This is a genomic window from Streptomyces chlorus (assembly GCF_042655885.1).
Lineage (GTDB): Bacteria > Actinomycetota > Actinomycetes > Streptomycetales > Streptomycetaceae > Streptomyces > Streptomyces chlorus.
In genome coordinates, this window is the sequence record NZ_JBHSOA010000009.1 from 321,559 (window position 1) to 341,843 (window position 20,285).

The following is a 20,285-nucleotide window of genomic DNA, read 5'->3' on the forward strand; positions in this document are numbered from 1 at the left end:
CGTGAGCGAGAGCAGCGCGGAGGCCGTCAACACCGCCGTCACGATGGCTGCCGCCTCCGTCGCCGAAGCGTCCGGTGGCTGGCGCCGGGCGACCGGGATCGCCGGCGTCGCGATAGGTGTGCTCGCCACGGGTGCCGCCGCCGGGGTCGCCATAGAGCGGATGACCGTCGGCCGGAGCATACGCAAGAAGGCCCGGCTCGCCCTCGACTCCACCGGACCGTACGGCTCGCTGCGCGGCACCCCCGGCAAGGCGTACGCCGAGGACGGCACCGAGCTGTACTACGAGGTCGACGACCCCGACCCCGACCCGGACGCCACTCCCGCGCGCCGCCGCCGGCTGTTCGGCCGCAAGTCACCCACCCCCGTCACGGTCGTCTTCAGCCACGGTTACTGCCTCAACCAGGACTCCTGGCACTTCCAGCGGGCCGCGCTCAGGGGTGTCGTACGGGCCGTGTACTGGGACCAGCGCAGCCACGGCCGCTCCGGGCGGGGCGCGGCCCAGGTCGAGCGGGGCGAGCCGGTCACCATCGACCAGCTGGGGCAGGATCTCAAGGCCGTCATTGACGCCGCCGCCCCCGAGGGGCCGATCGTACTGGTCGGGCATTCCATGGGCGGGATGACGGTGATGGCCCTCGCCGACCGGTACCCCGGGCTGATCCGTGAGCGGGTCGTCGGTGTCGCCCTCGTCGGCACGTCGCCGGGACGGCTGGGCGAGGTCAATTTCGGGCTGCCCGTGGCCGGGGTCAACGCGGTGCGGCGGGTGCTGCCGGGGGTGTTGAAGGTGCTGGGGCAGCGGGCCGAGCTGGTGGAGAAGGGGCGCCAAGCCACCGCGGACCTGTTCGCCGGGATCATCAAGCGGTACTCGTTCGCGGCCCGGGACGTCGACCCGGCCGTCGCCCGGTTCGCCGAGCGGATGATCGAGTCCACCCCGATCGACGTCGTCGCCGAGTACTACCCGGCCTTCAGCGAGCACGACAAGACCGAGGCCCTCGCCCACTTCACCGGTCTCCCGGTGCTCGTGCTGGCCGGGGTGAAGGACCTGATCACGCCCAGCGAGCACAGCGAGGTCATCGCCGGGCTGCTGCCGGACGCCGAACTGGTACTGGTACCGGACGCCGGGCACCTGGTCATCCTGGAGCATCCGGAAGTGGTCACCGACCGCCTCGCCGATCTGCTCGCCCGCACCGGGGCGGTGTCCGCCACGGCTACCGTGGGTGGCTGTGACCCCGCCTCCTCCTGACGGAGACGGCTGCCGGCCTTTTTCGGCGGTGGTCAGCCCGAACCGACCCCTTGCGGGGTGTGGCCCCTGTACTACTGCAAGTGAGTGATGATGGAAGAAGTCGCAGCGTCCCCCCCGTCCGTCCGGTTGGTCGTCAGTTCCCCCGACCGGATGCGGGACCTGGGCCGTGCCCTCGCCAAGCTGCTGCGCGCCGGCGACCTCGTGATGCTCACCGGCGAGCTGGGCGCGGGCAAGACCACGCTGACCCGCGGGCTCGGCGAGGGGCTCGGAGTACGGGGTGCCGTCACCTCCCCGACCTTCGTGATCGCCCGCGTGCACCCGTCCCTGGGGGACGGACCGCCGCTGGTCCACGTCGACGCGTACCGGCTGTCGGGCGGACTGGACGAGATGGAGGACCTGGATCTCGACGTCTCGCTGCCCGAGTCGGTGATCGTCGTGGAGTGGGGCGAGGGCAGGCTCGAGGAGCTGACCGACGACCGGCTCCAGCTCGTCATCCACCGCGCGGTCGGCGACACCACGGACGAGGTCCGGCACGTGACGCTGACCGGCCTGGGCGACCGCTGGGCGGGCGCGGACCTGAGCGCGCTGTCGGCCTGAGCGCACCGCCGGCCTGGGCGGGGCGGGCCGGCGCGCTGTGCCCGTGGTGTCCGTTCTCCGCGCGTTCCGACAAGGTGTCGGTAAAATCTTGCATTTGGTGTCCCGGGCGTGGTCACATGGTATTCAGCTCGTAGTTAGGTCTACCTAACTACGTCCGCCCCCGGCCTCAGGAGGCGTCCATGCCGGTCACCGAGAGCTCTCGCCGGACCGAGGTGCGGCCGCAGTCGTTCGCCGGGGTGTCGATGCGCGACCTGCTGGCGGCCGGCGCGGCCGCCGCCGCGATCTCCACCCCGCCCCGCGCTCCCGAACCGCACCCGCGTCCCCGGCTCGCCGAGCCGGGCAACGGCCACCGCGAGGCCGCCTGACCCAGGCCCGTCACCGCCGTAGCCGTACGTCATGCGTCATTCGTCATGCGCCGTACGTCATGCGTCATGGGTTGTGGGCGATGTCGCGGCTACCGCACGACGACGACCTCGCGGCCGATGGTGGCGAACTTCCACATCGCCTCGCCGTCCGCGCGGGTTTCGCGGATGCCGCCGGTGGGGACCTTCGGGTCCGGTTCCGGGGCCGATCCGTCGAGCGCCGCGCTGAAACCGATCGCCGTGCCGTCGTTGCCGGCGAAGCGGACGACGTGTTCGACGGGGATGCCGTCCGATCCCGTGATGGCCTTCGAGCGGGAGGTGACCCGGTAGGTGCCCGGCTCCGGGTCCACCGTGCTGGGACTGACCGCGAAGGTGTGCCGGACCTTGCCGCCGTCCTCGACCAGCCACACCCGGTCGTCGCCCAGGGCGTAGACGACCCGGGGGCCCCGGCCGGAGCCCTTGGGCAGGGCGGCGGGGGAGTGATTGCCCCGGTCCGCCTGCAGGGCGGCCCGTGCGGTGTCCGTGTCCGTGCGGGCCGCGTGCGGAGCGGCCGGTGCGTGGGCCGACGCCTGGTAGCCGAGGACGCCGACCGTCAGGAGGGCCGCCGCGGTCAGCCCCGCCACGGTCGCCGAGCTGTTCCCTGCCACCGCCGTCACCACCTCTGTCCCGTCCTGGCCCGCCGTGTCGCGTCGCACCCGCTCTCGCGTCGTACCCGCTGCCGCCACCACCCCGGTGGTGATCATTCGGGATCGTCCGGGATCGTCCGGAATGTGCATACGTCGATGTGACGGTAGCAGTACGTGACCGTCCGACCGGGCCGTCCGACACGGGGTGCGGGGAGCCGTAGGCTGTTTGTGTGCTCCTGCTCGCTCTGGATACCGCCACCCCTGCCGTCACCGTCGCGCTGCACGACGGCGACGACGTCATCGCCTCGTCGAGCCAGGTGGACGCCCGCCGCCACGGCGAACTGCTGCTCCCGGCGATCGACCGGGTGCTCGCCGAGGCCGGTCTGAAGGTGGGCGCCCTCACCGGGATCGTCGTCGGTATCGGCCCCGGACCGTACACCGGGCTGAGGGTCGGCCTGATGACCGCGGACACCTTCGGGCTCGCGCTCGGTGTCCCCGTGTACGGCGTGTGCACGCTGGACGGCCTCGCGTACGCCACCGGCCTGGAGGGCCCCTTCGTCGTGGCGACCGACGCCCGCCGCAAGGAGGTCTACTGGGCGCGGTACGCCGACTCCCGTACCCGCCTCACCGACCCCGCCGTCGACCGGCCCGCCGACATCGCCGGTCAGGTCGCGGGGCTGCCCGCGGTCGGCGCCGGCGCGCTGCTGTACCCCGACACCTTCTTCACGGCGCACGAGCCCGAGTACGTGAGTGCCGCCGCCCTCGCCCGGCTGGCCGCCGAGCGGCTGGCGGCCGGCGTGGAACTGCCCGCGCCCCGACCGCTGTACCTGCGCCGCCCCGATGCCCAGGTTCCCAAGAACTACAAGGTGGTCACCCCCAAGTGACACAAGTGACAGGGCCCGAGAAGGTCGCGTTGCGCGAGATGCGCTGGTGGGACATCGAACGCGTGTTCCGGCTGGAGCGTGAGCTGTTCCCCGAGGACGCCTGGTCACGGGGGATGTTCTGGTCCGAGCTGGCCCATGCGCGCGGTCCCGCGGCGACCCGCCGTTACGTGGTCGCCGAGGAGGACGGCCGTCTCGTCGGATACGCGGGCCTCACCTCCGCCGGTGCGGCGGCCGACGGCGACGAGGGCACGGGCGCGGCGACCGGGGTGGCCGACGTCCAGACGATCGCCGTCAGCCGGGACCACTGGGGCACCGGCCTCGGCTCGCGGCTGCTGACGGAGCTGCTGCGGGCGGCGACCGCGTTCGAGTGCGCCGAGGTGCTGCTGGAGTGCCGGATCGACAACGTCCAGGCCCAGAAGCTGTACGAGCGCTTCGGCTTCGAGACCATCGGGGTCAGGAAGGGCTACTACCAGCCGGGGAACGTGGACGCCCTGGTGATGCGGCTGGCCGACCCGTCCACCCCCGTCAATCCGGCGAACCCCGGGAACCCCGCGACCCCGGTGAACGGCGTAGAAGGAACCGAGACCCATGGCTGACGAACCCCTGGTGCTGGGGATCGAGACCTCCTGCGACGAGACCGGTGTCGGCGTCGTCCGGGGCACCACTCTGCTGGCGGACGCCGTCGCCTCCAGCGTCGACGAGCACGCCCGCTTCGGCGGTGTCGTCCCCGAGGTCGCCTCGCGCGCCCACCTGGAGGCGATGGTTCCCACCATCGAGCGCGCGCTGAAGGAGGCGGGGGTGAGCGCCCGGGACCTGGACGGCGTCGCCGTCACCGCCGGTCCGGGCCTCGCCGGCGCGCTGCTGGTCGGCGTCTCGGCGGCGAAGGCGTACGCCTACGCCCTCGGCAAGCCCCTGTACGGCGTCAACCACCTCGCCTCGCACATCTGCGTCGACCAGTTGGAGCACGGGCCGCTCCCCGAGCCGACGATGGCGCTGCTGGTCTCCGGCGGACACTCCTCGCTGCTGCTCTCCTCGGACATCACCTCCGACGTCCGCCCGATGGGCGCCACCATCGACGACGCGGCCGGCGAGGCCTTCGACAAGATCGCGCGCGTGCTCAACCTCGGCTTTCCCGGCGGCCCGGTCATCGACCGGTACGCGCGCGAGGGCGACCCGTCCGCGATCGCGTTCCCGCGCGGGCTGACCGGGCCGCGCGACCCGGCGTACGACTTCTCCTTCTCCGGTCTGAAGACGGCTGTGGCCCGCTGGATCGAGGCCAAGCGGGCGGCGGGGGAGGAGGTCCCGGTACGTGACGTGTCGGCCTCCTTCCAGGAGGCGGTCGTGGACGTGCTCACCCGCAAGGCCGTACGTGCCTGCAAGGACGAGGGCGTCGACCATCTGATGATCGGCGGTGGAGTGGCCGCCAACACCCGGCTGCGGGCGCTGGCCCAGGAACGCTGCGAGGCGGCGGGCATCCGGCTGCGCGTACCGCGCCCGGGGCTGTGCACGGACAACGGCGCGATGGTGGCCGCCCTGGGCGCCGAGATGGTCGCCCGTAACCGGGCGGCTTCCGACTGGGACCTGTCCGCGGACTCGTCCCTCCCGGTGACGGAACCGCACGTGCCGGGCCACTCGCACGCCCACGCCCACGACCATGTGCACGAGGTGAGCAAGGAGAACCTGTACTCGTGACCGTCGCGCTGATGTGGGAGGCGCGGGCCGTGCCCGGCCGGGGCGAGGCGCTGCTGACCTGGGCCGAGGAGCGGGTGCGGGAACTGCCCGCCGATCCCGCCCCCTTGCGCCGGGAGACCTTCCGCGCCCCGCAGGACCGGGTCCTCGTCATCACCTGGTGGGACGCCCCGTACGACGCCGACCTGCCCGAACTACCCGAGCCGGAAGCGGACTTGGTCACGCGGGCGACGCACCGGTGGCGGTTCGAGTCGGTGGGGACGGGCTGACCGCGGGCTGACCGCCTCTTGAGTGCGGGGTGAATGTGGGGTGGCGAGGGGCGGGATGCTGTGGGCGCATCCGGGGGACCCGGGGCATGAGCCCGCCGACCGTGACACTTTCTGGGAATGTGTCACGGTTCGCAGCCGCAGTACCCGTGCCGTCGGTACGGGCTCGCGAGGCCCGGAGCGCCGAGCCGAATCGACCAACGGCATCGGGTGGTTGCGGGCCCCCGGCCGACAACGCCCCTCGCCACCCCTGCTCCTGCTCCTGCCCCTCACCGCCCCTGCTCCTGCCCCTGCTCCTGCCCCTGCTCCTGCTCCTCGCCGTCCCTGCCCCGCCACTCCTGCTCCCCGGCACTCCTGTCCCCTGGCCCTGGCCCTGGCCCTGTGTCCGTCCCCGCCTCGTCACGCTCCGTCCGACACCTCCGTTCCGCACACCAGCCGCCGGTCGGGGCCGAGTTCGCGGAGGGGGCCGGTGAGGGTGAGGTGGGCCGTGTGGCGTATGTCCGCGCGGGAGGCCGCCAACCGCAGTTCCAGGGCGCCGGGTTCGACCACGCGCCGGCCCGAGCGGTCGGTGAACGCCGAGAGGTCCGGGTGGAAGCGGAAGGTCACCCGGGCCGCCGCGCCCGGCGTCAACTGCACGCGCTGGTAGCCGATCAGGCGCAGGTCCGGGCGGGTCACCGAGGCCACCGGGTCGTGCAGGTAGAGCTGTACGACCTCCGCGCCGTCACGGTCGCCGGTGTTGCGCACGGTCAGGGAGATGTCGTACGTCCCGTCGGTCGCGAGCTCCACCGGTTCGTCGCCGCCCGTGAAGTCCTCCCACGCGAACGTCGTGTACGAGCGGCCGTGGCCGAAGGCGTACAGCGGGGTCGGGTCGAGGTTGCTGACCTCGCCCGCGAGGCCGAGCGGCGGCTGGAGGTATGTCCACGGCTGGCCGCCGGGCACCTGGGGCACGCTCACGGGCAGCCGGCCGGACGGGTTGACGCGGCCCGACAGCACTCCCGCCACCGCCGGGCCGCCCTCCTCCCCGGGAAAGAACGCCTGGACGGCCGCGCCCAGGCGGCTCTGCCAGCGGCCGAGCGCGTAAGGACGCCCGGTGAGCAGGACCAGGACGACCGGTACGCCGGTGGCGACCAGCGCGTCCAGCAGTTCGCCCTGGACGCCGGGCAGGCTCAGGTCGGTCGCGTCGCAGCCCTCGCCGGAGGTGCCGCGGCCGAACAGCCCGGCCCGGTCGCCGAGGACCGCCACGCACACGTCCGCCTCGGCGGTACGGGCGACGGCCTCCTCGAAGCCGCCGGTGTCCGGGTCCAAGGTGTCGCAGCCCTCCGCGAACGTCACCTTGGCATCGGGCAGTTCGGCGCGCAGCGCTTCCAGCACGGTCGGGATGCCGATGCCCGTCGGCTTGCCGGGATGGTGGGTGAGGACGTGGGAGGGGAAGGAGTAGCAGCCCAGCATGGCCAGGGCGTCGGCCGCGCGGGGGCCGACGACCGCGATCCGGGTGTCGGGGGAGAGCGGGAGCAGCCCGCCGGGGTTGTCGAGGAGGACCACCGACTCCTCGGCCAGGCCGCGGGCCAGGGCGCGGTTCCCCGTGGAGTCCAGGTCGACGGGGATGCCCGGCTCCGGGGTCCAGTCCTCGTCGAGGAGGCCCAGCTCGCACTTCTGGAGCAGCACCCGGCGGGCCGCCCGGCCCACCAGTGCCTCGGGGACCTCGCCGGCCCGGACCGCGTCCAGGAGGGGCTCGCCGTAGCACTTCAGGGTGGGCAGTTCGACGTCGATGCCGGCCAGCAGTGCCGCGTGCGCCGCCTCGGCCGGGGTCGCGGCGACCCGGTGCAGGCTCTCCAGGAAGCCGATGCCGAAGTAGTCGGCGACGACCGTGCCGGTGAATCCCCATTCCTCCCGCAGGAGCCGGGTCAGCAGGGCCGGGTCGGCCGAGGCGGGCACGCCGTCCGTCTCGGTGTACGCGGCCATCACCGAGCGCGCCCCGCCCTCGCGCAGCGCCATCTCGAACGGCGGCAGGGTGACGTCGGCGAACTCCCTCACGCCCGCCCGCACGGGAGCGAGGTTGCGGGCGCCGGCCGAGGAGGCGTACCCGGCGAAGTGCTTGAGGGTGGCGACCACCCCGGCGGACTCCAGTCCGCGCACATAGGCGGTGCCGATGGTGCCGACCAGGTACGGGTCCTCGCCGATCGTCTCCTCCACCCTGCCCCAGCGCGGATCGCGGACGACGTCCAGGACCGGCGCGAGGCCCTGGTGGACGCCGACCGAACGCAGGTCGTGGCCGATGCGACGGGCCATCTCCTCGACCAGCTCGGGGTGGAAGGTGGCGCCCCAGGCCAGTGGCACCGGGTAGGCGGTGGCCTGCCAGGCGGTGAATCCGGCCAGGCACTCCTCGTGCGCGACCGCCGGGATGCCGAACCTGCCCGCCCGCGCGATCCGGCGCTGGGCGCGGGCCAGCGCCTGCGTACCGAGATCCGGGTCGACGGGGGCCGTGCCGAAGGAGCGGGTGAGCTGGCCGAGGCCGTGGACGATCAGCTCGTCCCAGTCGTAGTCGGAGGTCATGTCGTGCTGGTGCGGGGCGACTCCCCCGCCGTCCGTGTCCGCGCCCACCCAGACCCCGTACAGCTGGGCGGTCTTCTCCTCCAGGGTCATCCGGGCGAGCAGGTCGTCGACACGGGCGGCGGCGGGCAGGGCGGGATCACGCCAGGGCGCGGTGGTCATGAAACTCCTGTCGGGGGACGGACGGCCCTCTCACGAACGTTCTCCATGACGGGCTCTGCGGCGGGGTCTGCGGGGGACTACTGCCTCGGGTTACGAATGTTTCGGACTGTGTATCGAATGTTCCGGGAACCTGTGGCGCAAGGAAGACTTCGTCAAGGGGGTCCGCAGGGATACGATCGCGGCCATGACTTCCTCGCAGCCCGCCGAAACCCGGACGCGAGGGCGCAGCACGCAGACTGCGACCCTCGCCGAAATCGCCCGCGAGGCCGGCGTCTCGGCGCCGACTGTTTCGAAGGTCCTCAACGGCCGTGCCGATGTCGCCCCCGCCACCCGGAGCCGGGTCGAGGAACTGCTGCGTGCCCACGGCTACCGGCGCCGGCGGGCCGAGGCCACCCGCTCGCCGCTGATCGACCTGGTCTTCCACGAACTCGAGAGCGCCTGGGCGATGGAGGTCATCCGGGGCGTGGAGAACGTGGCGAGGGACGCCGGACTGAGCGTCGTGCTCTCCGAGAGCGCGGGGCGGCTCACCCCGGGGCGGACCTGGGCCGACCAGGTCGCCGCGCGCCGCCCGCACGGGGTGATCCTCGTCCTGTCCGGCCTCGACGAGTCCGGGCGGGCGCTGCTGACCAGCCGTTCCATCCCGTTCGTGGTGATGGACCCGGCCGGTGACCCCGGCACCGACGTGCCCTCCATCGGCGCGACCAACTGGCAGGGCGGACTCGCCGCCACCCGGCACCTGGTCGAGCTGGGGCACACCAGGATCGGGGCGATCAGCGGGCCCTCGCAGATGATGTGCAGCCGCGCCCGTATCGACGGCTACCGGGCCGCGCTGGAGACCGGCGGGCTTCCGGTGGACCCCGGGCTGATCATGACCGGCGACTTCCATCATGAGACCGGGTACCGCCAGGGCCTCGCCCTGCTGCGCCGCCCCGACCGGCCCACCGCGGTCTTCGCCGGCAACGACCTCCAGGCGCTCGGTCTCTACGAGGCGGCACGTGAGCTGGGCCTGCGGATTCCCGAGGACCTGAGCGTGGTCGGGTTCGACGATCTGCCGGTGGCCCGCTGGGTGGGGCCGCCGCTGACGACCGTACGGCAGCCGCTGACGGAGATGGCGGAGGCGGCGGCCAGGCTGGTGCTCGACCTCGGCAAGGGCGAGGACGCGGCGGCGGCCGCGACCCGGGTGGAACTGGCGACGAGCCTGGTGGTGCGCAGCAGCACGGGGGCGCCGCCGGCCGGAGGCTGACGGTTTTCGGGCTTCTGGGCGTCGGCGGGGCGGCACTCGAAGCCTGTCGCTGACGAGTCCGAAAGGTTCGCTTCTCGGGGCTCGCGCGGTCACCAGCAGCCTCACGACCGACACCGGCCCGGACTCGCCGGCCGAGCTGACCCGCTTCGCCCAGAGCCTGAAGGGCCTGTCGTCGCCCGCGGTCACCACCGTCATGATGCCGGTGCTCCCGACGCCCTGGGACGCCAACCGGGTGGTGGCGGACCAGCCGGAGGCGGAGGAGGTGTGGGCGTCGCTGCGGTGACTCGCGGCGCGCCGGAAGAAGGTTCAAGAAAGTTCAGGGAAATCCGGGGGAGCGTGTCGATTCCGGCGTCGCCCGTTCGACGCGGGGGTGAGAGGCCGGGGAGGGCCCGGCCCGTACGACACGACGACATGAGGAGTCACCATGCCGCGCTTTCTCTCCCTGATCCGGATCGACGAGTCCGACGCGCCCGCGGAGGGGCCCAGCCCCGAACTGATGCAGCGGATGGGCGAGCTGATCGAGGAGATGACGAAGGCCGGGGTCCTGCTGGACACCGCCGGGCTGACCCCGACGGCCCAGGGCACCCGGGTGCACTACGAAGGCGGCCGACTGTCCGTGACGGACGGGCCGTTCACCGAGTCCAAGGAGGTCATCGGAGGCTACGCGCTGATGCAGGCCAAGGACTCGGCCGAGGCGATCGAGTGGGTCGAGCGGTTCCTGAAGGTGCACGAGGAGCACTGGACGGTGACCTGCGAGGTGCGGGAGATCGTCGAGGGCTGACCGAGGGCTGACCGGTGGCGGAGCGGCCCGGCGGGGTCGCTTCCCGGCCTCCGGTGTCGTAGGGGTGTGTGAGGGTGGGCTGTGACATCGCAACCCACCCCCATCCCGCCCATCCCGCACGGCGCGGCCGAGACGGTGGCAGCCACCGCGCCCGGTGACCCGGCCGAGTCCCCCGCGGCGGTCCGGGCGCGCCGGACCGTCGAGACCGTCTTCCGCCTGGAGTCCCCACGCGTCATCGCCGGCGTGGCCCGCCTCGTCCGTGACGTCGGCATCGCGGAGGAGCTGGCGCAGGACGCCCTCGTCGCCGCGCTGGAGCAGTGGCCGAGGGACGGCGTGCCCGACAACCCGGGCGCGTGGCTCATGGCCACCGCCAGGAACCGTGCCGTCGACCTGATCCGGCGCCGCGAGAACTACGCCCGCAAGCTGGCCGAAATCGGCCGGGACATCTCGGCGGTGGCGCCGCCGGAGGAGCCCGCCGACCCCGACGGCATCGACGACGACCTGCTCCGGCTCGTCTTCACCGCGTGCCACCCGGCCCTGTCCGCCGAGGCGCGCATCGCCCTCACCCTGCGCCTGCTCGGCGGTCTGACCACGGCCGAGATCGCCCGCGCGTTCCTGGTCCCGGAACCGACGGTGGCTCAGCGCCTCGTGCGTGCGAAGCGGACCCTCGCGACGAAGAACGTCGCCTTCGAGGTGCCCTACGGCCCCGACCGCGAGACCCGCCTCGGCTCGGTCCTGGACGTCATCTACCTGATCTTCAACGAGGGGTACGCGGCCACCGCGGGCGACGACTGGCTGCGCCCCGGCCTGTGCGAGGACGCGCTGCGGCTGGCCCGTGTGCTGTCCGGGCTGATGCCCAAGGAACCCGAGGTCCACGGCCTCACCGCGCTGCTGGAGTTCCAGACCTCCCGCGCCGCCGCCCGCACCGGCCCGGACGGCGAACCGGTCCTGCTCAAGGACCAGAACAGGGCCCGTTGGAGCCGCATGCTCATCGCCCGGGGCGTCACCGCCCTCACCCGAGCCGACGCGACGGCGGGCGGCGCCCTGGGCCCGTACGCCCTCCAGGCCGCCATCGCCGCCTGCCACGCGCACGCGTACCGCTACGAGGACACCGACTGGCGCCGCATCGCCGCCCTCTACGGTCTCCTCGCCGCCCGCGCCCCGTCCCCGGTCGTCGAACTCAACCGCGCGGTCGCCGTCTCCATGGCCGACGGCCCCGCCGCCGCCCTCCCCCTCGTCGACGCCCTGACCGACGTACCGGCGCTCCGGGACTACCACCTCCTGCCGAGCGTCCGAGGAGACCTGCTGGCCCGCCTCGGCCGCACCGAGGAGGCCCGCGCGGAATTCGAACGAGCGGCATCCCTGACCAGGAACGAGCGGGAACGGGAGATGTTGCTGCGACGGGCGGGAGGCTGACGGGCTGGAGGCTGAGGGAGGCGGCTTCCGGCTCGAAGCTCAGCGCAGTGGGTGGCCGAGCAGCATGGTCGGGGCGCCGGCGACGCGGGTGAGGAAGACGGTGACGGACGCGCGGCCGTGGGGTTTGGGGAGGGCCTTGCGGCGGAGTTCCTCCGGTTCCACCGCCGAGCCGCGCTTCTTGACGGTCAGTGTGCCGACCTGACGCTCCCGCAGCAGCGCCTTCAGCTTCTTGACGTTGAAGGGGAGCCGGTCGGTGATCTCGTAGGCGGTGGCGTAGGGCGTCGGGCGGTGTTCGTCGGCGGTGATGTAGGCGATGGTCGCGTCGATGAGCCCGCCGTCGAGCTGTTCGGCGACCTCGGCGACGAGATGCGCGCGGATGACGGCGCCGTCGGGCTCGTACAGGTACCGGCCGGGCGGACGCACCGCCGGGTCGGGCAGCCCGCGGGAGAGCAGCGTGCGGGGGCCGGGCAGCAGGGTCGCGCGCACCGCGCCGGGGCCCGGGTCGGGGCTCGCCTGCGAGGGGGCGGCCGCGTGCCCGGTGCCGAACCACAGCACCGCCTCCTTCACGTCCCCGCCGTCCGAGATCCACTCGGCCTCCGCGTCACCGGGAACGGCCTCGTGCGGGATGCCCGGCGCGACCTTCAGGGCGGCGGCGCGGGGCGCCCTGCGGGCCGCCTCGATCGCCCAGGACAGCGGGGGCGAGTAGGCCTCGGGGTCGAAGATGCGGCCGCGGCCGCCGCGCCGGGCCGGGTCGACGAAGACGGCGTCGTACCCGGCGGTGTCCACCTCCGTCACGTCTGCCTCCCGCACCTCGATCAGATCCGCGAGCCCCAGCGTGTCGGCGTTGGCCCGGGCCGCCGCCGCGGTGAGCGGGTCCCGGTCCACCGCAAGCACCCGGATTCCGGTGCGGGCCAGCGCGATCGCGTCCCCGCCGATCCCGCAGCACAGGTCGGCCACCGAGGTCACCCCCAGCTCCTTCAGCCGCCCCGCCCGGTATGCCGCCACGCTCGCCCGGGTCGACTGCTCGACCCCGTTCGGCGTGAAGAACATCCGCCCGGCGTCCTCGGCCCCGAACTTCGCCACCGCCCGCTGCCGCAGCCGCGCCTGGCCGAGCGCCGCCGAGACCAGTTCCGCCGGATGCTCACGGCGCAGCCGGGTCGCGACGGCGAGTTCATGCGCCGGATCGGTGTCGCGCACTTCGTCGAGGAGGGCGCGGCCCTCGGGGGTGAGGAGCGGGGCGAGGGATGGGGCAGGAAGGGGGGCGCGGTCGTTCACCGGCCCATTGTGGGTCAGGTACGGGCCCGTTGTGGGCCAGTCGGTGGACGGTGTGCCGCCGACCGCGGTGTCGGGCCGGGTCCGGGGCGGGGGACTGAGAGGATCCGACGCCATGCGAGTAGTAGGACAAAATGACAAAAGGTGGTCACTGGTGGGAGTGCGGGCCGGTGTCGCCGTACTCGCCCTCGCGACCCTCGCCCCTCTCGTCGCGGGCTGTGAAAAGGGCCCCGACGCCGCCCCGCCCGCGGGCGGGCAGCAGCCCCTCCATGCGCCCTCGGCCCGCGCGCTCGACCCCTACGCCACCGAACTGCGCGCCGCGCGGGTGGCCACCGCGAAGCGCTGGGGGCTCAAGCGGGTACCCCGGACCGCTCCGCCGGCGCCCGAGAAGAAGCCGAGGATCACCACCCGTGAGGGCTTCGAGGTCGACGGGCACCGGGAACTGGGCCTTCCCCCGGTCTTCACCACCGTCCCCACCGAGGAGAAGGTCGTCTTCCTCACCATCGACGACGGTGCCGAGAAGGACCCCGCGTTCCTGCGCATGATGAGCGAGCTGAAGATCCCGTACACCGTGTTCCTCAGCGACTACGTCATCAAGGAGGACTACGGCTACTTCGAGAAGATGCGGGACCGGGGCGTCGGCCTGAACAACCACACCCTGAACCACCCGTACCTGCCCGGCCTGTCCTACGCCCGCCAGAAGCGTGAGATCTGCGGCATGCAGGACGTCATCGAGCAGCGGTACGGCGACCGCCCCGTCCTCTTCCGTCCGCCGTTCGGCAACTACAACAAGGACACCCTGCGCGCGGCCAAGTCCTGCGGCATCGAGTACGCCCCGCTGTGGAACGAGGAGGTCTTCGTCGACCGCTGGGACTACCGCGAGGGGGACCGGGACCTGCACCCCGGCGACATCGTCCTCTCCCACTTCCGGGGCCGTGACGAATGGGAGGGCACCATGCCCGACATGATCCGCCGCTTCCTGGACAAGGTCACGGCCGAGGGATACGCGGTGGGGCGCCTGGAGGACTACCTGTGATCCGGCGGGGGGTCGCGGCGGTTCTCCTGGCCGCGGGTCTCGTCCTGCCCGCGGCACTCGCGGGCTGCGGCCCGGCCGGCGGGCAGCCGGTCGCGGGCCCGACAGTCCCAGGGCCAGTCCCAGGGCCAGTCCCAGTCCCAGTCCCAGGGTCAGGGGCAGGGCCAGGGATAGGGGCAGGGACAGTCCCAGGGCCAGGGATAGGGGCAGGGGCAGGGGCAGGGGCAGGGGCAGGGGCAGGAGAAGAGGCGGGGACGGGTGCGGGTGCGGGGAAAGGCGCCGGGGACACGGGCGACGGAGCGGGCCAGTCGCCCGGCCGCCTCCCGCCCGTCGTCGACCACGTCCCGACCCGGGACAAGGTCGTCTTCCTGACCTACGACGACGGCGCCGAACGCGACCCCCGCTTCATCGACCTCGTCCGCGGGCGTCGCCTCCCCGTCAGCATGTTCCTCACGGACAGCGTGGTGGGGCCCGGTTACGGCCACTTCGCCCGGCTGCGCTCGGTCGGCGCGAGCCTGCAGAACCACACCCTCGACCACCCCGCCCTGCGCGGCCTGCCCTACGCCGGTCAGCGCGCCGAGATCTGCGGCCAGCAGCGCAAGCTCACGTCCCGCTTCGGTATCCGCCCCCACCTGTTCCGCCCGCCCTACGGCACGTACGACACCACCACCCTCCGGGCCGCCGCCGACTGCGGCATCAAGGCGGTCGTGCTCTGGCGGGTCACCCTGGAAGGCGACGGCACCCTCACGTACATCCGCGGCGCCCACCGCCTGGCCCCCGGCGACATCATCTCCGTCCCCGCGGGCGAGGGCCCGCCGCTGACCCTGACGCAACGGACGACACGTTTGCTGCGCGAACTGGAGGAGCGGGGGTTGAGGGTCGGGAGGCTGGAGGACTACGTCCGGTGAATGGGTCCGTCCGGGGGGCACCCCCTGCTCGTAGAGCCCGGGGGAGATCGAGGACGAGGCCGTTCAGGCCGAAACGGAGGTCCGGGGGCGGCAGCTCTCAGGCGACGGCCACTCGAATACAGGCCGAATTCTCGGACTGACGTACCCAGGAACCCCGGCGACGCCACGCAGTGAATTGGCACTCCGCTTGACCGAGTGCTAATCGCGGTCATAGTCTCAGTTCTGGCACTCCCCCCTGGAGAGTGCCAACACAGCGACGGGCAGGTCCGGCACCCGCGACGACGGATCCACCTGGTCGCCACCTCAGACAGTTAACCCCGTGAGATCTCCGAAGGGGGAGGTCGGATCGTGACGACCGCCAGCTCCAAGGTTGCCATCAAGCCGCTCGAGGACCGCATTGTGGTCCAGCCGCTCGACGCCGAGCAGACCACGGCTTCGGGCCTGGTCATTCCGGACACGGCCAAGGAGAAGCCCCAGGAGGGCGTTGTCCTGGCCATCGGCCCCGGCCGTATCGAGGACGGCAAGCGCGTCGAACTCGACGTGTCGGTCGGCGACGTCGTGCTCTACAGCAAGTACGGCGGCACCGAGGTGAAGTACAACGGCGAGGAGTACCTCGTCCTCTCGGCCCGCGACGTTCTCGCGATCATCGAGAAGTAAGTCACCTCGTAGCAGATTTGCTCCGAACTGCGCCCCTGGTCCCGACACGCTTACTGAGCCGGGGGCCCGGGGCGCAGTGTTTTTTCACCCCAGAATTCCGAGAGGGCTCCCGCTGCCATGGCGAAGATCCTGAAGTTCGACGAGGACGCCCGTCGCGCCCTTGAGCGCGGCGTCAACAAGCTTGCCGACACGGTGAAGGTGACGATCGGCCCCAAGGGCCGCAACGTCGTCATCGACAAGAAGTTCGGCGCCCCCACCATCACCAATGACGGTGTCACGATCGCCCGCGAGGTCGAGGTCGAGGACCCGTTCGAGAACCTCGGTGCCCAGCTGGTCAAGGAGGTGGCGACCAAGACCAACGACATCGCGGGTGACGGTACGACCACCGCGACCGTGCTGGCCCAGGCCCTGGTCCGCGAGGGCCTGCGCAACGTCGCGGCCGGCGCCTCCCCGGCCGCCCTCAAGAAGGGCATCGACGCCGCGGTCGCCGCGGTCTCCGAGGACCTGCTCGCCTCGGCCCGCCCGATCGACGACAAGGCCGACATCGCCGCCGTCGCCGGGCTGTCCGCCCAGGACCAGCAGGTCGGCGAGCTCATCGCCGAGGCGATGGACAAGGTCGGCAAGGACGGTGTCATCACCGTCGAGGAGTCCAACACCTTCGGTCTGGAGCTGGACTTCACCGAGGGCATGGCCTTCGACAAGGGCTACCTGTCGCCGTACTTCGTGACGGACCAGGAGCGCATGGAAGCCGTCCTGGACGACCCGTACATCCTCATCACGCAGGGCAAGATCGGCTCCATCGCCGAGCTGCTGCCGCTGCTGGAGAAGGTCATCCAGGCCAACTCCTCCAAGCCGCTGCTGATCATCGCCGAGGACGTCGAGGGCGAGGCCCTGTCGACCCTGGTCGTCAACAAGATCCGCGGCACGTTCAACGCCGTCGCGGTCAAGGCCCCCGGCTTCGGTGACCGCCGCAAGGCGATGCTGCAGGACATGGCCGTCCTCACCGGCGCCACGGTCGTCTCCGAGGAGGTCGGCCTCAAGCTCGACCAGGTCGGCCTGGACGTGCTGGGCTCCGCCCGCCGCGTCACCATCACCAAGGACGACACCACGATCGTCGACGGCGGTGGCAAGAAGGAGGACGTGACCGGTCGCGTCGGCCAGATCAAGGCCGAGATCGAGTCCACGGACTCCGACTGGGACCGCGAGAAGCTCCAGGAGCGCCTCGCGAAGCTGGCCGGCGGCGTGTGCGTCATCAAGGTCGGCGCCGCCACCGAGGTGGAGCTGAAGGAGAAGAAGCACCGTCTGGAGGACGCCATCTCCGCGACCCGCGCCGCGGTCGAGGAGGGCATCGTCTCCGGTGGTGGCTCCGCGCTCGTCCACGCCGTCAAGGTCCTCGAGGGCAACCTCGGCAAGACCGGCGACGAGGCCACCGGTGTCGCGGTCGTCCGCCGCGCCGCCGTCGAGCCGCTGCGCTGGATCGCCGAGAACGCCGGCCTCGAGGGCTACGTCATCGTCTCCAAGGTCGCCGAGCTCGAGAAGGGCAGCGGCTTCAACGCCGCCACCGACGAGTACGGCGACCTGATCAAGGCCGGCGTCATCGACCCGGTCAAGGTCACCCGCTCCGCCCTGGAGAACGCCGCCTCCATCGCCTCCCTCCTCCTCACGACCGAGACCCTGGTCGTCGAGAAGAAGGAAGAGGAGGAGCCGGCTGCCGGTGGGCACGGCCACTCCCACTGAGTGACGCGCTCGTAGAAGGCCCCCGCTCCGGTCCCGGAGCGGGGGCCTTCCCCGTGCCGTCAGCCGTCAGCCGTCAGCCCTCAGCCGTGAGCCAAGCTGTCAGCCGTCCTGGCGCAGCAGGAACCGGACCGGTTCCGCCAGGGCCGCCCGTGCCCCTTCGGCGTCGCCCAGCCGAGCGGCGAGGGTGGCCTCCGCGAGCCGCGGGGGCAGGCAGCGCCGACGGTTCCAGGGCGAGCCGCCGCCACGACTGCATCTCCCGGCGTACCGCCAGGATGGTCGGGTCGCCACTGGTGTTGACCGTCGACACGACGGTGGCCCGGGCCCGGGACGCCGCCGCGGGCCGCGGCGGGCCGCGGCTGCCTCCGTCCTGGTGGATGCGGATCACGGACTCGGTGCCCTCCACCGTGGTGGAGATGTAGGAGACGCCCGAGCGCCGCCCGGTGACGACCGCGTCCCGGAACCGTGCCTTGGAGTGCGGGAAGCGCAGCCGGGCCCGCGCGTCGCCCTGCTTGATGTGCCGCAGGCTCTCGTGCAGCAGCGATAGCCTGCCGATCTTCTCCGCGCCCTTCGGGGGCTGGTAGCCGAGTTCCAGCTCGTAGCGGAGGAAGGACGTCGTCGGCACTGCCGGCCGCCCGAAGTCGTCCTCCACCGCCTCCGGCGAGACCAGCGTCTCCGCCGCGAACCGCATCCGGTGCGTCCCCCGGTCGTAACCGTTCCAGAAGAGGTCGCGCGCGTCGCCGTGGCGCTCGCCATGGGTGCCGCGGACCTCCTGGGCGGCCTCCATCAGCGACCGGTCGGCGAGCAGGCTCAGGAACTGGATGGCGTCGAAGACGTTGGATTTGCCCGTGCCGTTCTCGCCCGCGATACAGGTGAACGGGCCGAGTTCGACTGCCAGGTCCAGGAGGTTCTTGAATCCGTCGACCTCGAGCCGTGTGAGCATCCGTCCTCCCCGGCGGTTCAGCCGGTTCGTGCTCCGGCCGGGTCAGCGCCGTCAGCAGCATATGTCCCGAGGAACCGCGTCAACGGGTCCGGTGACCTGTCGTCACCCACCGGTACGGCGTCCGTTTTGGCGCTGATCACGGCCCACACCGTCTTGCCGGGTCCGCCGAGCCGTTCGACGACTCCCCAGGCGTCGGTGAGAGCGGCCACCAGCAGCAGGCCCCTTCCTCCGTCCGCCTCGGTGTCACCGGTCTCCGGCCGCGGCTGCCGTTCCCCCCGCGCGTCGCTCACCTCGATCCGTACGAGCCCACTGCCGGGTTCGGCCGTCAGCCGCAGCTCGGCGTCCCGGCCGGGGACCCGGCCGTGGGTGGCGGCGTTGGCGGCCAGCTCGGCCACGACCAGCTCGACGGTGTCGTGCACCGGGCTGCCGTAGGCCCAGCCCCAGGCGTCCATCTGCTGGGAGGCGAGGCGCCGGGCGAGCCGGGCACCGCGCGGGGTGGCGGAGAAGCGGAGGGTGAAGACCCTCTGCTCGGCGAAGAGGAGGGCGGAAGCGGCCGGTCGCTGCCGCCGGGGGGAACTCGTCATGCCCCCGAAGATCCCGTGGCAACAGCCCTTTCACCAGGTTCGACGCCCCCACGGCGGCGCTCTGTAGGGGCGGCGGGTGAGGGTGTCGGAATCGTCGGGGCTCCTTACGGAACCTGACGGTAGACCTCGCGGCGGTTGCCCACGGTCAGGACCCACACGATGAGCCGACCGCCCTCGACGGTGTAGACCACCCGGTAGTCACCGACCCTGAGCCGCCACCGGGCGTTGTGCCCTCTGAGGGCCTTGACGTCGAACGCTGCCGTGTCCCCCGCATCCATCGCTCTCTGGAGTTCGGTCAGGCGGTGCAGGATGCGCAGGGCGTCGGGGCGCGGGATCTTGAGCATGTCCCGCTGGGCGTGCGGGGTGAAGCGCGTGAGGTACCCCATGGGAGTCAGCCCTGCTGGTCACGGAGCATGGCGGCCATCTCTTCCAGCGAGACCGACCCGGCGGTGCCTTCGGACTCGGCCTCGTCGGCCAGCCGGTTGAGCCATGCCTCCTCGGCGTCCTCCGCGAGTCGGCGCAGCCGCTGGTACTCCTGGATGTCGATCACTACGGCTTCCTGCTTGCCGCGCCGCGTGATGATCGTCGGTGTTTCCTCGCGACGGGCACGGTCGATGACATCGGCGAGGTGGCTGCGGACCTCGGCCATGGACTCGACTACCGGTTCACTCATGCCATGAATGTAACAGATGTACATGAACTCGGTAGGCGTACCCGAGGGTGGCCGCGGTACGTGTCGGCGCTGTTCCCTCGGTGTCCTCGGCCGCCCTGCCCAGGTCCTTGCCTTCGGCCGGCGGCGTCCCACGGCCGGCGTCAGGGCCCGTCGATCAGTTTCCGTATCTCCGGGGGGAGCTTGTCGCCCAAGTGGGCGGCCACGAAGATGACATCGCCGGGAGCGTCCCCGACTGCGACGGCCACCTCGGGAGAGATGCCGTCCACCTTGTAGACGGTCGTTGTCTCCCCGGCTTGCTCGCCCTCGTCCTGGCCACCGGTGTCGTCACACGGCGGGATGGTGGCGGGACCGAGCTTCTCGCCCGCCGTGAACTCCACGTTCGCGACGTCCCGGTACGTGCGGTCCTGGTACAGGACCCGGTAGGCGCAGGACGCCGCCTGCTCGCCTCCGTCGCTGCTGCCCGATGTGCAGGCCACAGCCGACATCACCATGGCTGCCAGCAGAAGCATGCGAGTGGTTCGCCCCGACCGGTTCATGGAGTCCTCCTGGTGGATGCTGCGGAGGGCCAGGACGTGCCCCATGCCGACGTGCCCCATGCCGACGTGCCCCGGCCCGAAGCCGCGTTCGGCCTCATGAGTACCGACGGAGCGGAGGCCCTGTTCGTT

At 72.1% G+C, this 20,285-nt stretch carries 22 protein-coding genes; 14 read left to right on the top strand and 8 right to left on the bottom strand.

All coding sequences use genetic code 11. From position 1 onward, the window contains the following. Position 1: 1 nt before the first annotated feature. The 3 genes from ACFPZI_RS05905 to ACFPZI_RS05915 all read left to right on the top strand — a co-directional run bounded on the left by ACFPZI_RS05905 (position 2) and on the right by ACFPZI_RS05915 (position 2,202). Complete coding sequence (locus ACFPZI_RS05905) at positions 2–1,240, top strand: alpha/beta fold hydrolase (protein ID WP_381359072.1); 1,239 nt, start codon at positions 2–4, stop codon at positions 1,238–1,240. A 90-nt stretch (positions 1,241–1,330) separates the two neighbouring features. Continuing rightward, positions 1,331–1,837: a tRNA (adenosine(37)-N6)-threonylcarbamoyltransferase complex ATPase subunit type 1 TsaE gene (gene tsaE, locus ACFPZI_RS05910; protein ID WP_381359074.1), complete on the top strand. Its 507-nt coding sequence runs from the start codon at positions 1,331–1,333 to the stop codon at positions 1,835–1,837. A gap of 179 nt (positions 1,838–2,016) precedes the next feature. Continuing rightward, on the top strand, positions 2,017–2,202 hold the full coding sequence (locus ACFPZI_RS05915; protein WP_381359076.1) for a hypothetical protein: 186 nt from the start codon (positions 2,017–2,019) through the stop codon (positions 2,200–2,202). Between the two features lie 89 nt (positions 2,203–2,291). Here ACFPZI_RS05915 and ACFPZI_RS05920 read toward each other — a convergent pair whose 3' ends face one another. Further along, positions 2,292–2,846, bottom strand: coding sequence for a hypothetical protein (locus ACFPZI_RS05920; RefSeq protein WP_381359527.1), 555 nt, complete (start codon positions 2,844–2,846; stop codon positions 2,292–2,294). Between the two features lie 209 nt (positions 2,847–3,055). On the opposite strand from ACFPZI_RS05920, the gene tsaB reads away from it, so the two are divergent. Genes tsaB through ACFPZI_RS05940 form a run of 4 tightly spaced genes read left to right on the top strand, consistent with a single transcriptional unit; the run spans position 3,056 to position 5,667 of the window. Further along, on the top strand, positions 3,056–3,709 hold the full coding sequence (gene tsaB, locus ACFPZI_RS05925) for a tRNA (adenosine(37)-N6)-threonylcarbamoyltransferase complex dimerization subunit type 1 TsaB (protein WP_381359079.1): 654 nt from the start codon (positions 3,056–3,058) through the stop codon (positions 3,707–3,709). A gap of 5 nt (positions 3,710–3,714) precedes the next feature. Continuing rightward, positions 3,715–4,305: a ribosomal protein S18-alanine N-acetyltransferase gene (gene rimI / locus ACFPZI_RS05930; RefSeq protein ID WP_381359529.1), complete on the top strand. Its 591-nt coding sequence runs from the start codon at positions 3,715–3,717 to the stop codon at positions 4,303–4,305. Continuing rightward, positions 4,298–5,401, top strand: coding sequence for a tRNA (adenosine(37)-N6)-threonylcarbamoyltransferase complex transferase subunit TsaD (tsaD, locus tag ACFPZI_RS05935; protein ID WP_381359082.1), 1,104 nt, complete (start codon positions 4,298–4,300; stop codon positions 5,399–5,401). Before rimI ends, tsaD begins: the two co-directional genes overlap by 8 nt. Next, a complete protein-coding gene (locus ACFPZI_RS05940) occupies positions 5,398–5,667 on the top strand; it encodes a hypothetical protein (RefSeq protein ID WP_381359084.1) in 270 nt (89 codons plus the stop codon). The genes tsaD and ACFPZI_RS05940 overlap by 4 nt, the downstream gene beginning before the upstream one ends. Before the next feature lie 396 nt (positions 5,668–6,063). On the opposite strand, the gene ACFPZI_RS05945 is transcribed toward ACFPZI_RS05940, so the two are convergent. Further along, positions 6,064–8,376, bottom strand: coding sequence for a beta-xylosidase/alpha-l-arabinosidase (locus tag ACFPZI_RS05945; protein ID WP_381359087.1), 2,313 nt, complete (start codon positions 8,374–8,376; stop codon positions 6,064–6,066). Between the two features lie 184 nt (positions 8,377–8,560). Between ACFPZI_RS05945 and ACFPZI_RS05950 the strand changes: the two genes are divergently transcribed. The 3 genes from ACFPZI_RS05950 to ACFPZI_RS05960 all read left to right on the top strand — a co-directional run bounded on the left by ACFPZI_RS05950 (position 8,561) and on the right by ACFPZI_RS05960 (position 11,816). Beyond that, positions 8,561–9,619 (top strand): LacI family DNA-binding transcriptional regulator, encoded by a 1,059-nt coding sequence (locus tag ACFPZI_RS05950; RefSeq protein ID WP_381359090.1) that lies wholly within the window; start codon positions 8,561–8,563, stop codon positions 9,617–9,619. Between the two features lie 424 nt (positions 9,620–10,043). Beyond that, positions 10,044–10,400: a YciI family protein gene (locus ACFPZI_RS05955; protein WP_381359093.1), complete on the top strand. Its 357-nt coding sequence runs from the start codon at positions 10,044–10,046 to the stop codon at positions 10,398–10,400. Positions 10,401–10,535: 135 nt separating this feature from the next. Next, positions 10,536–11,816: an RNA polymerase sigma factor gene (locus tag ACFPZI_RS05960; protein ID WP_381359532.1), complete on the top strand. Its 1,281-nt coding sequence runs from the start codon at positions 10,536–10,538 to the stop codon at positions 11,814–11,816. A gap of 39 nt (positions 11,817–11,855) precedes the next feature. Here ACFPZI_RS05960 and ACFPZI_RS05965 read toward each other — a convergent pair whose 3' ends face one another. Next, complete coding sequence (locus ACFPZI_RS05965) at positions 11,856–13,091, bottom strand: THUMP-like domain-containing protein (RefSeq protein WP_381359095.1); 1,236 nt, start codon at positions 13,089–13,091, stop codon at positions 11,856–11,858. Positions 13,092–13,203: 112 nt separating this feature from the next. Between ACFPZI_RS05965 and ACFPZI_RS05970 the strand changes: the two genes are divergently transcribed. The 4 genes from ACFPZI_RS05970 (at position 13,204) to groL (ending at position 17,423) form a co-directional block, all read left to right on the top strand. Then, complete coding sequence (locus ACFPZI_RS05970) at positions 13,204–14,124, top strand: polysaccharide deacetylase family protein (RefSeq protein WP_381359098.1); 921 nt, start codon at positions 13,204–13,206, stop codon at positions 14,122–14,124. Between the two features lie 197 nt (positions 14,125–14,321). Then, a complete protein-coding gene (locus ACFPZI_RS05975) occupies positions 14,322–15,029 on the top strand; it encodes a polysaccharide deacetylase family protein (RefSeq protein WP_381359535.1) in 708 nt (235 codons plus the stop codon). Between the two features lie 348 nt (positions 15,030–15,377). Next, complete coding sequence (gene groES / locus ACFPZI_RS05980) at positions 15,378–15,686, top strand: co-chaperone GroES (RefSeq protein WP_381359101.1); 309 nt, start codon at positions 15,378–15,380, stop codon at positions 15,684–15,686. Positions 15,687–15,803: 117 nt separating this feature from the next. Continuing rightward, on the top strand, positions 15,804–17,423 hold the full coding sequence (gene groL / locus ACFPZI_RS05985) for a chaperonin GroEL (RefSeq protein ID WP_381359104.1): 1,620 nt from the start codon (positions 15,804–15,806) through the stop codon (positions 17,421–17,423). Between the two features lie 73 nt (positions 17,424–17,496). Here the strand turns inward: groL and ACFPZI_RS05990 are convergent, their stop codons facing one another. The 5 genes from ACFPZI_RS05990 to ACFPZI_RS06010 all read right to left on the bottom strand — a co-directional run bounded on the left by ACFPZI_RS05990 (position 17,497) and on the right by ACFPZI_RS06010 (position 20,201). Next, positions 17,497–18,363: an AAA family ATPase gene (locus tag ACFPZI_RS05990; protein ID WP_381359107.1), complete on the bottom strand. Its 867-nt coding sequence runs from the start codon at positions 18,361–18,363 to the stop codon at positions 17,497–17,499. 17 nt (positions 18,364–18,380) lie between these two features. Continuing rightward, positions 18,381–18,947 (bottom strand): ATP-binding protein, encoded by a 567-nt coding sequence (locus ACFPZI_RS05995; RefSeq protein ID WP_381359110.1) that lies wholly within the window; start codon positions 18,945–18,947, stop codon positions 18,381–18,383. 104 nt (positions 18,948–19,051) lie between these two features. Continuing rightward, positions 19,052–19,333 carry a type II toxin-antitoxin system RelE family toxin gene (locus ACFPZI_RS06000; RefSeq protein WP_381359111.1) on the bottom strand — a complete coding sequence of 94 codons (282 nt, stop codon included), beginning with the start codon at positions 19,331–19,333 and terminating at the stop codon, positions 19,052–19,054. Between the two features lie 5 nt (positions 19,334–19,338). Beyond that, positions 19,339–19,620, bottom strand: a complete 282-nt coding sequence (locus ACFPZI_RS06005; RefSeq protein WP_381359114.1) for a type II toxin-antitoxin system Phd/YefM family antitoxin — start codon at positions 19,618–19,620, stop codon at positions 19,339–19,341. A gap of 140 nt (positions 19,621–19,760) precedes the next feature. Further along, complete coding sequence (locus ACFPZI_RS06010; protein WP_381359116.1) at positions 19,761–20,201, bottom strand: DUF6281 family protein; 441 nt, start codon at positions 20,199–20,201, stop codon at positions 19,761–19,763. Between the last annotated feature and the right edge of the window lie 84 nt (positions 20,202–20,285).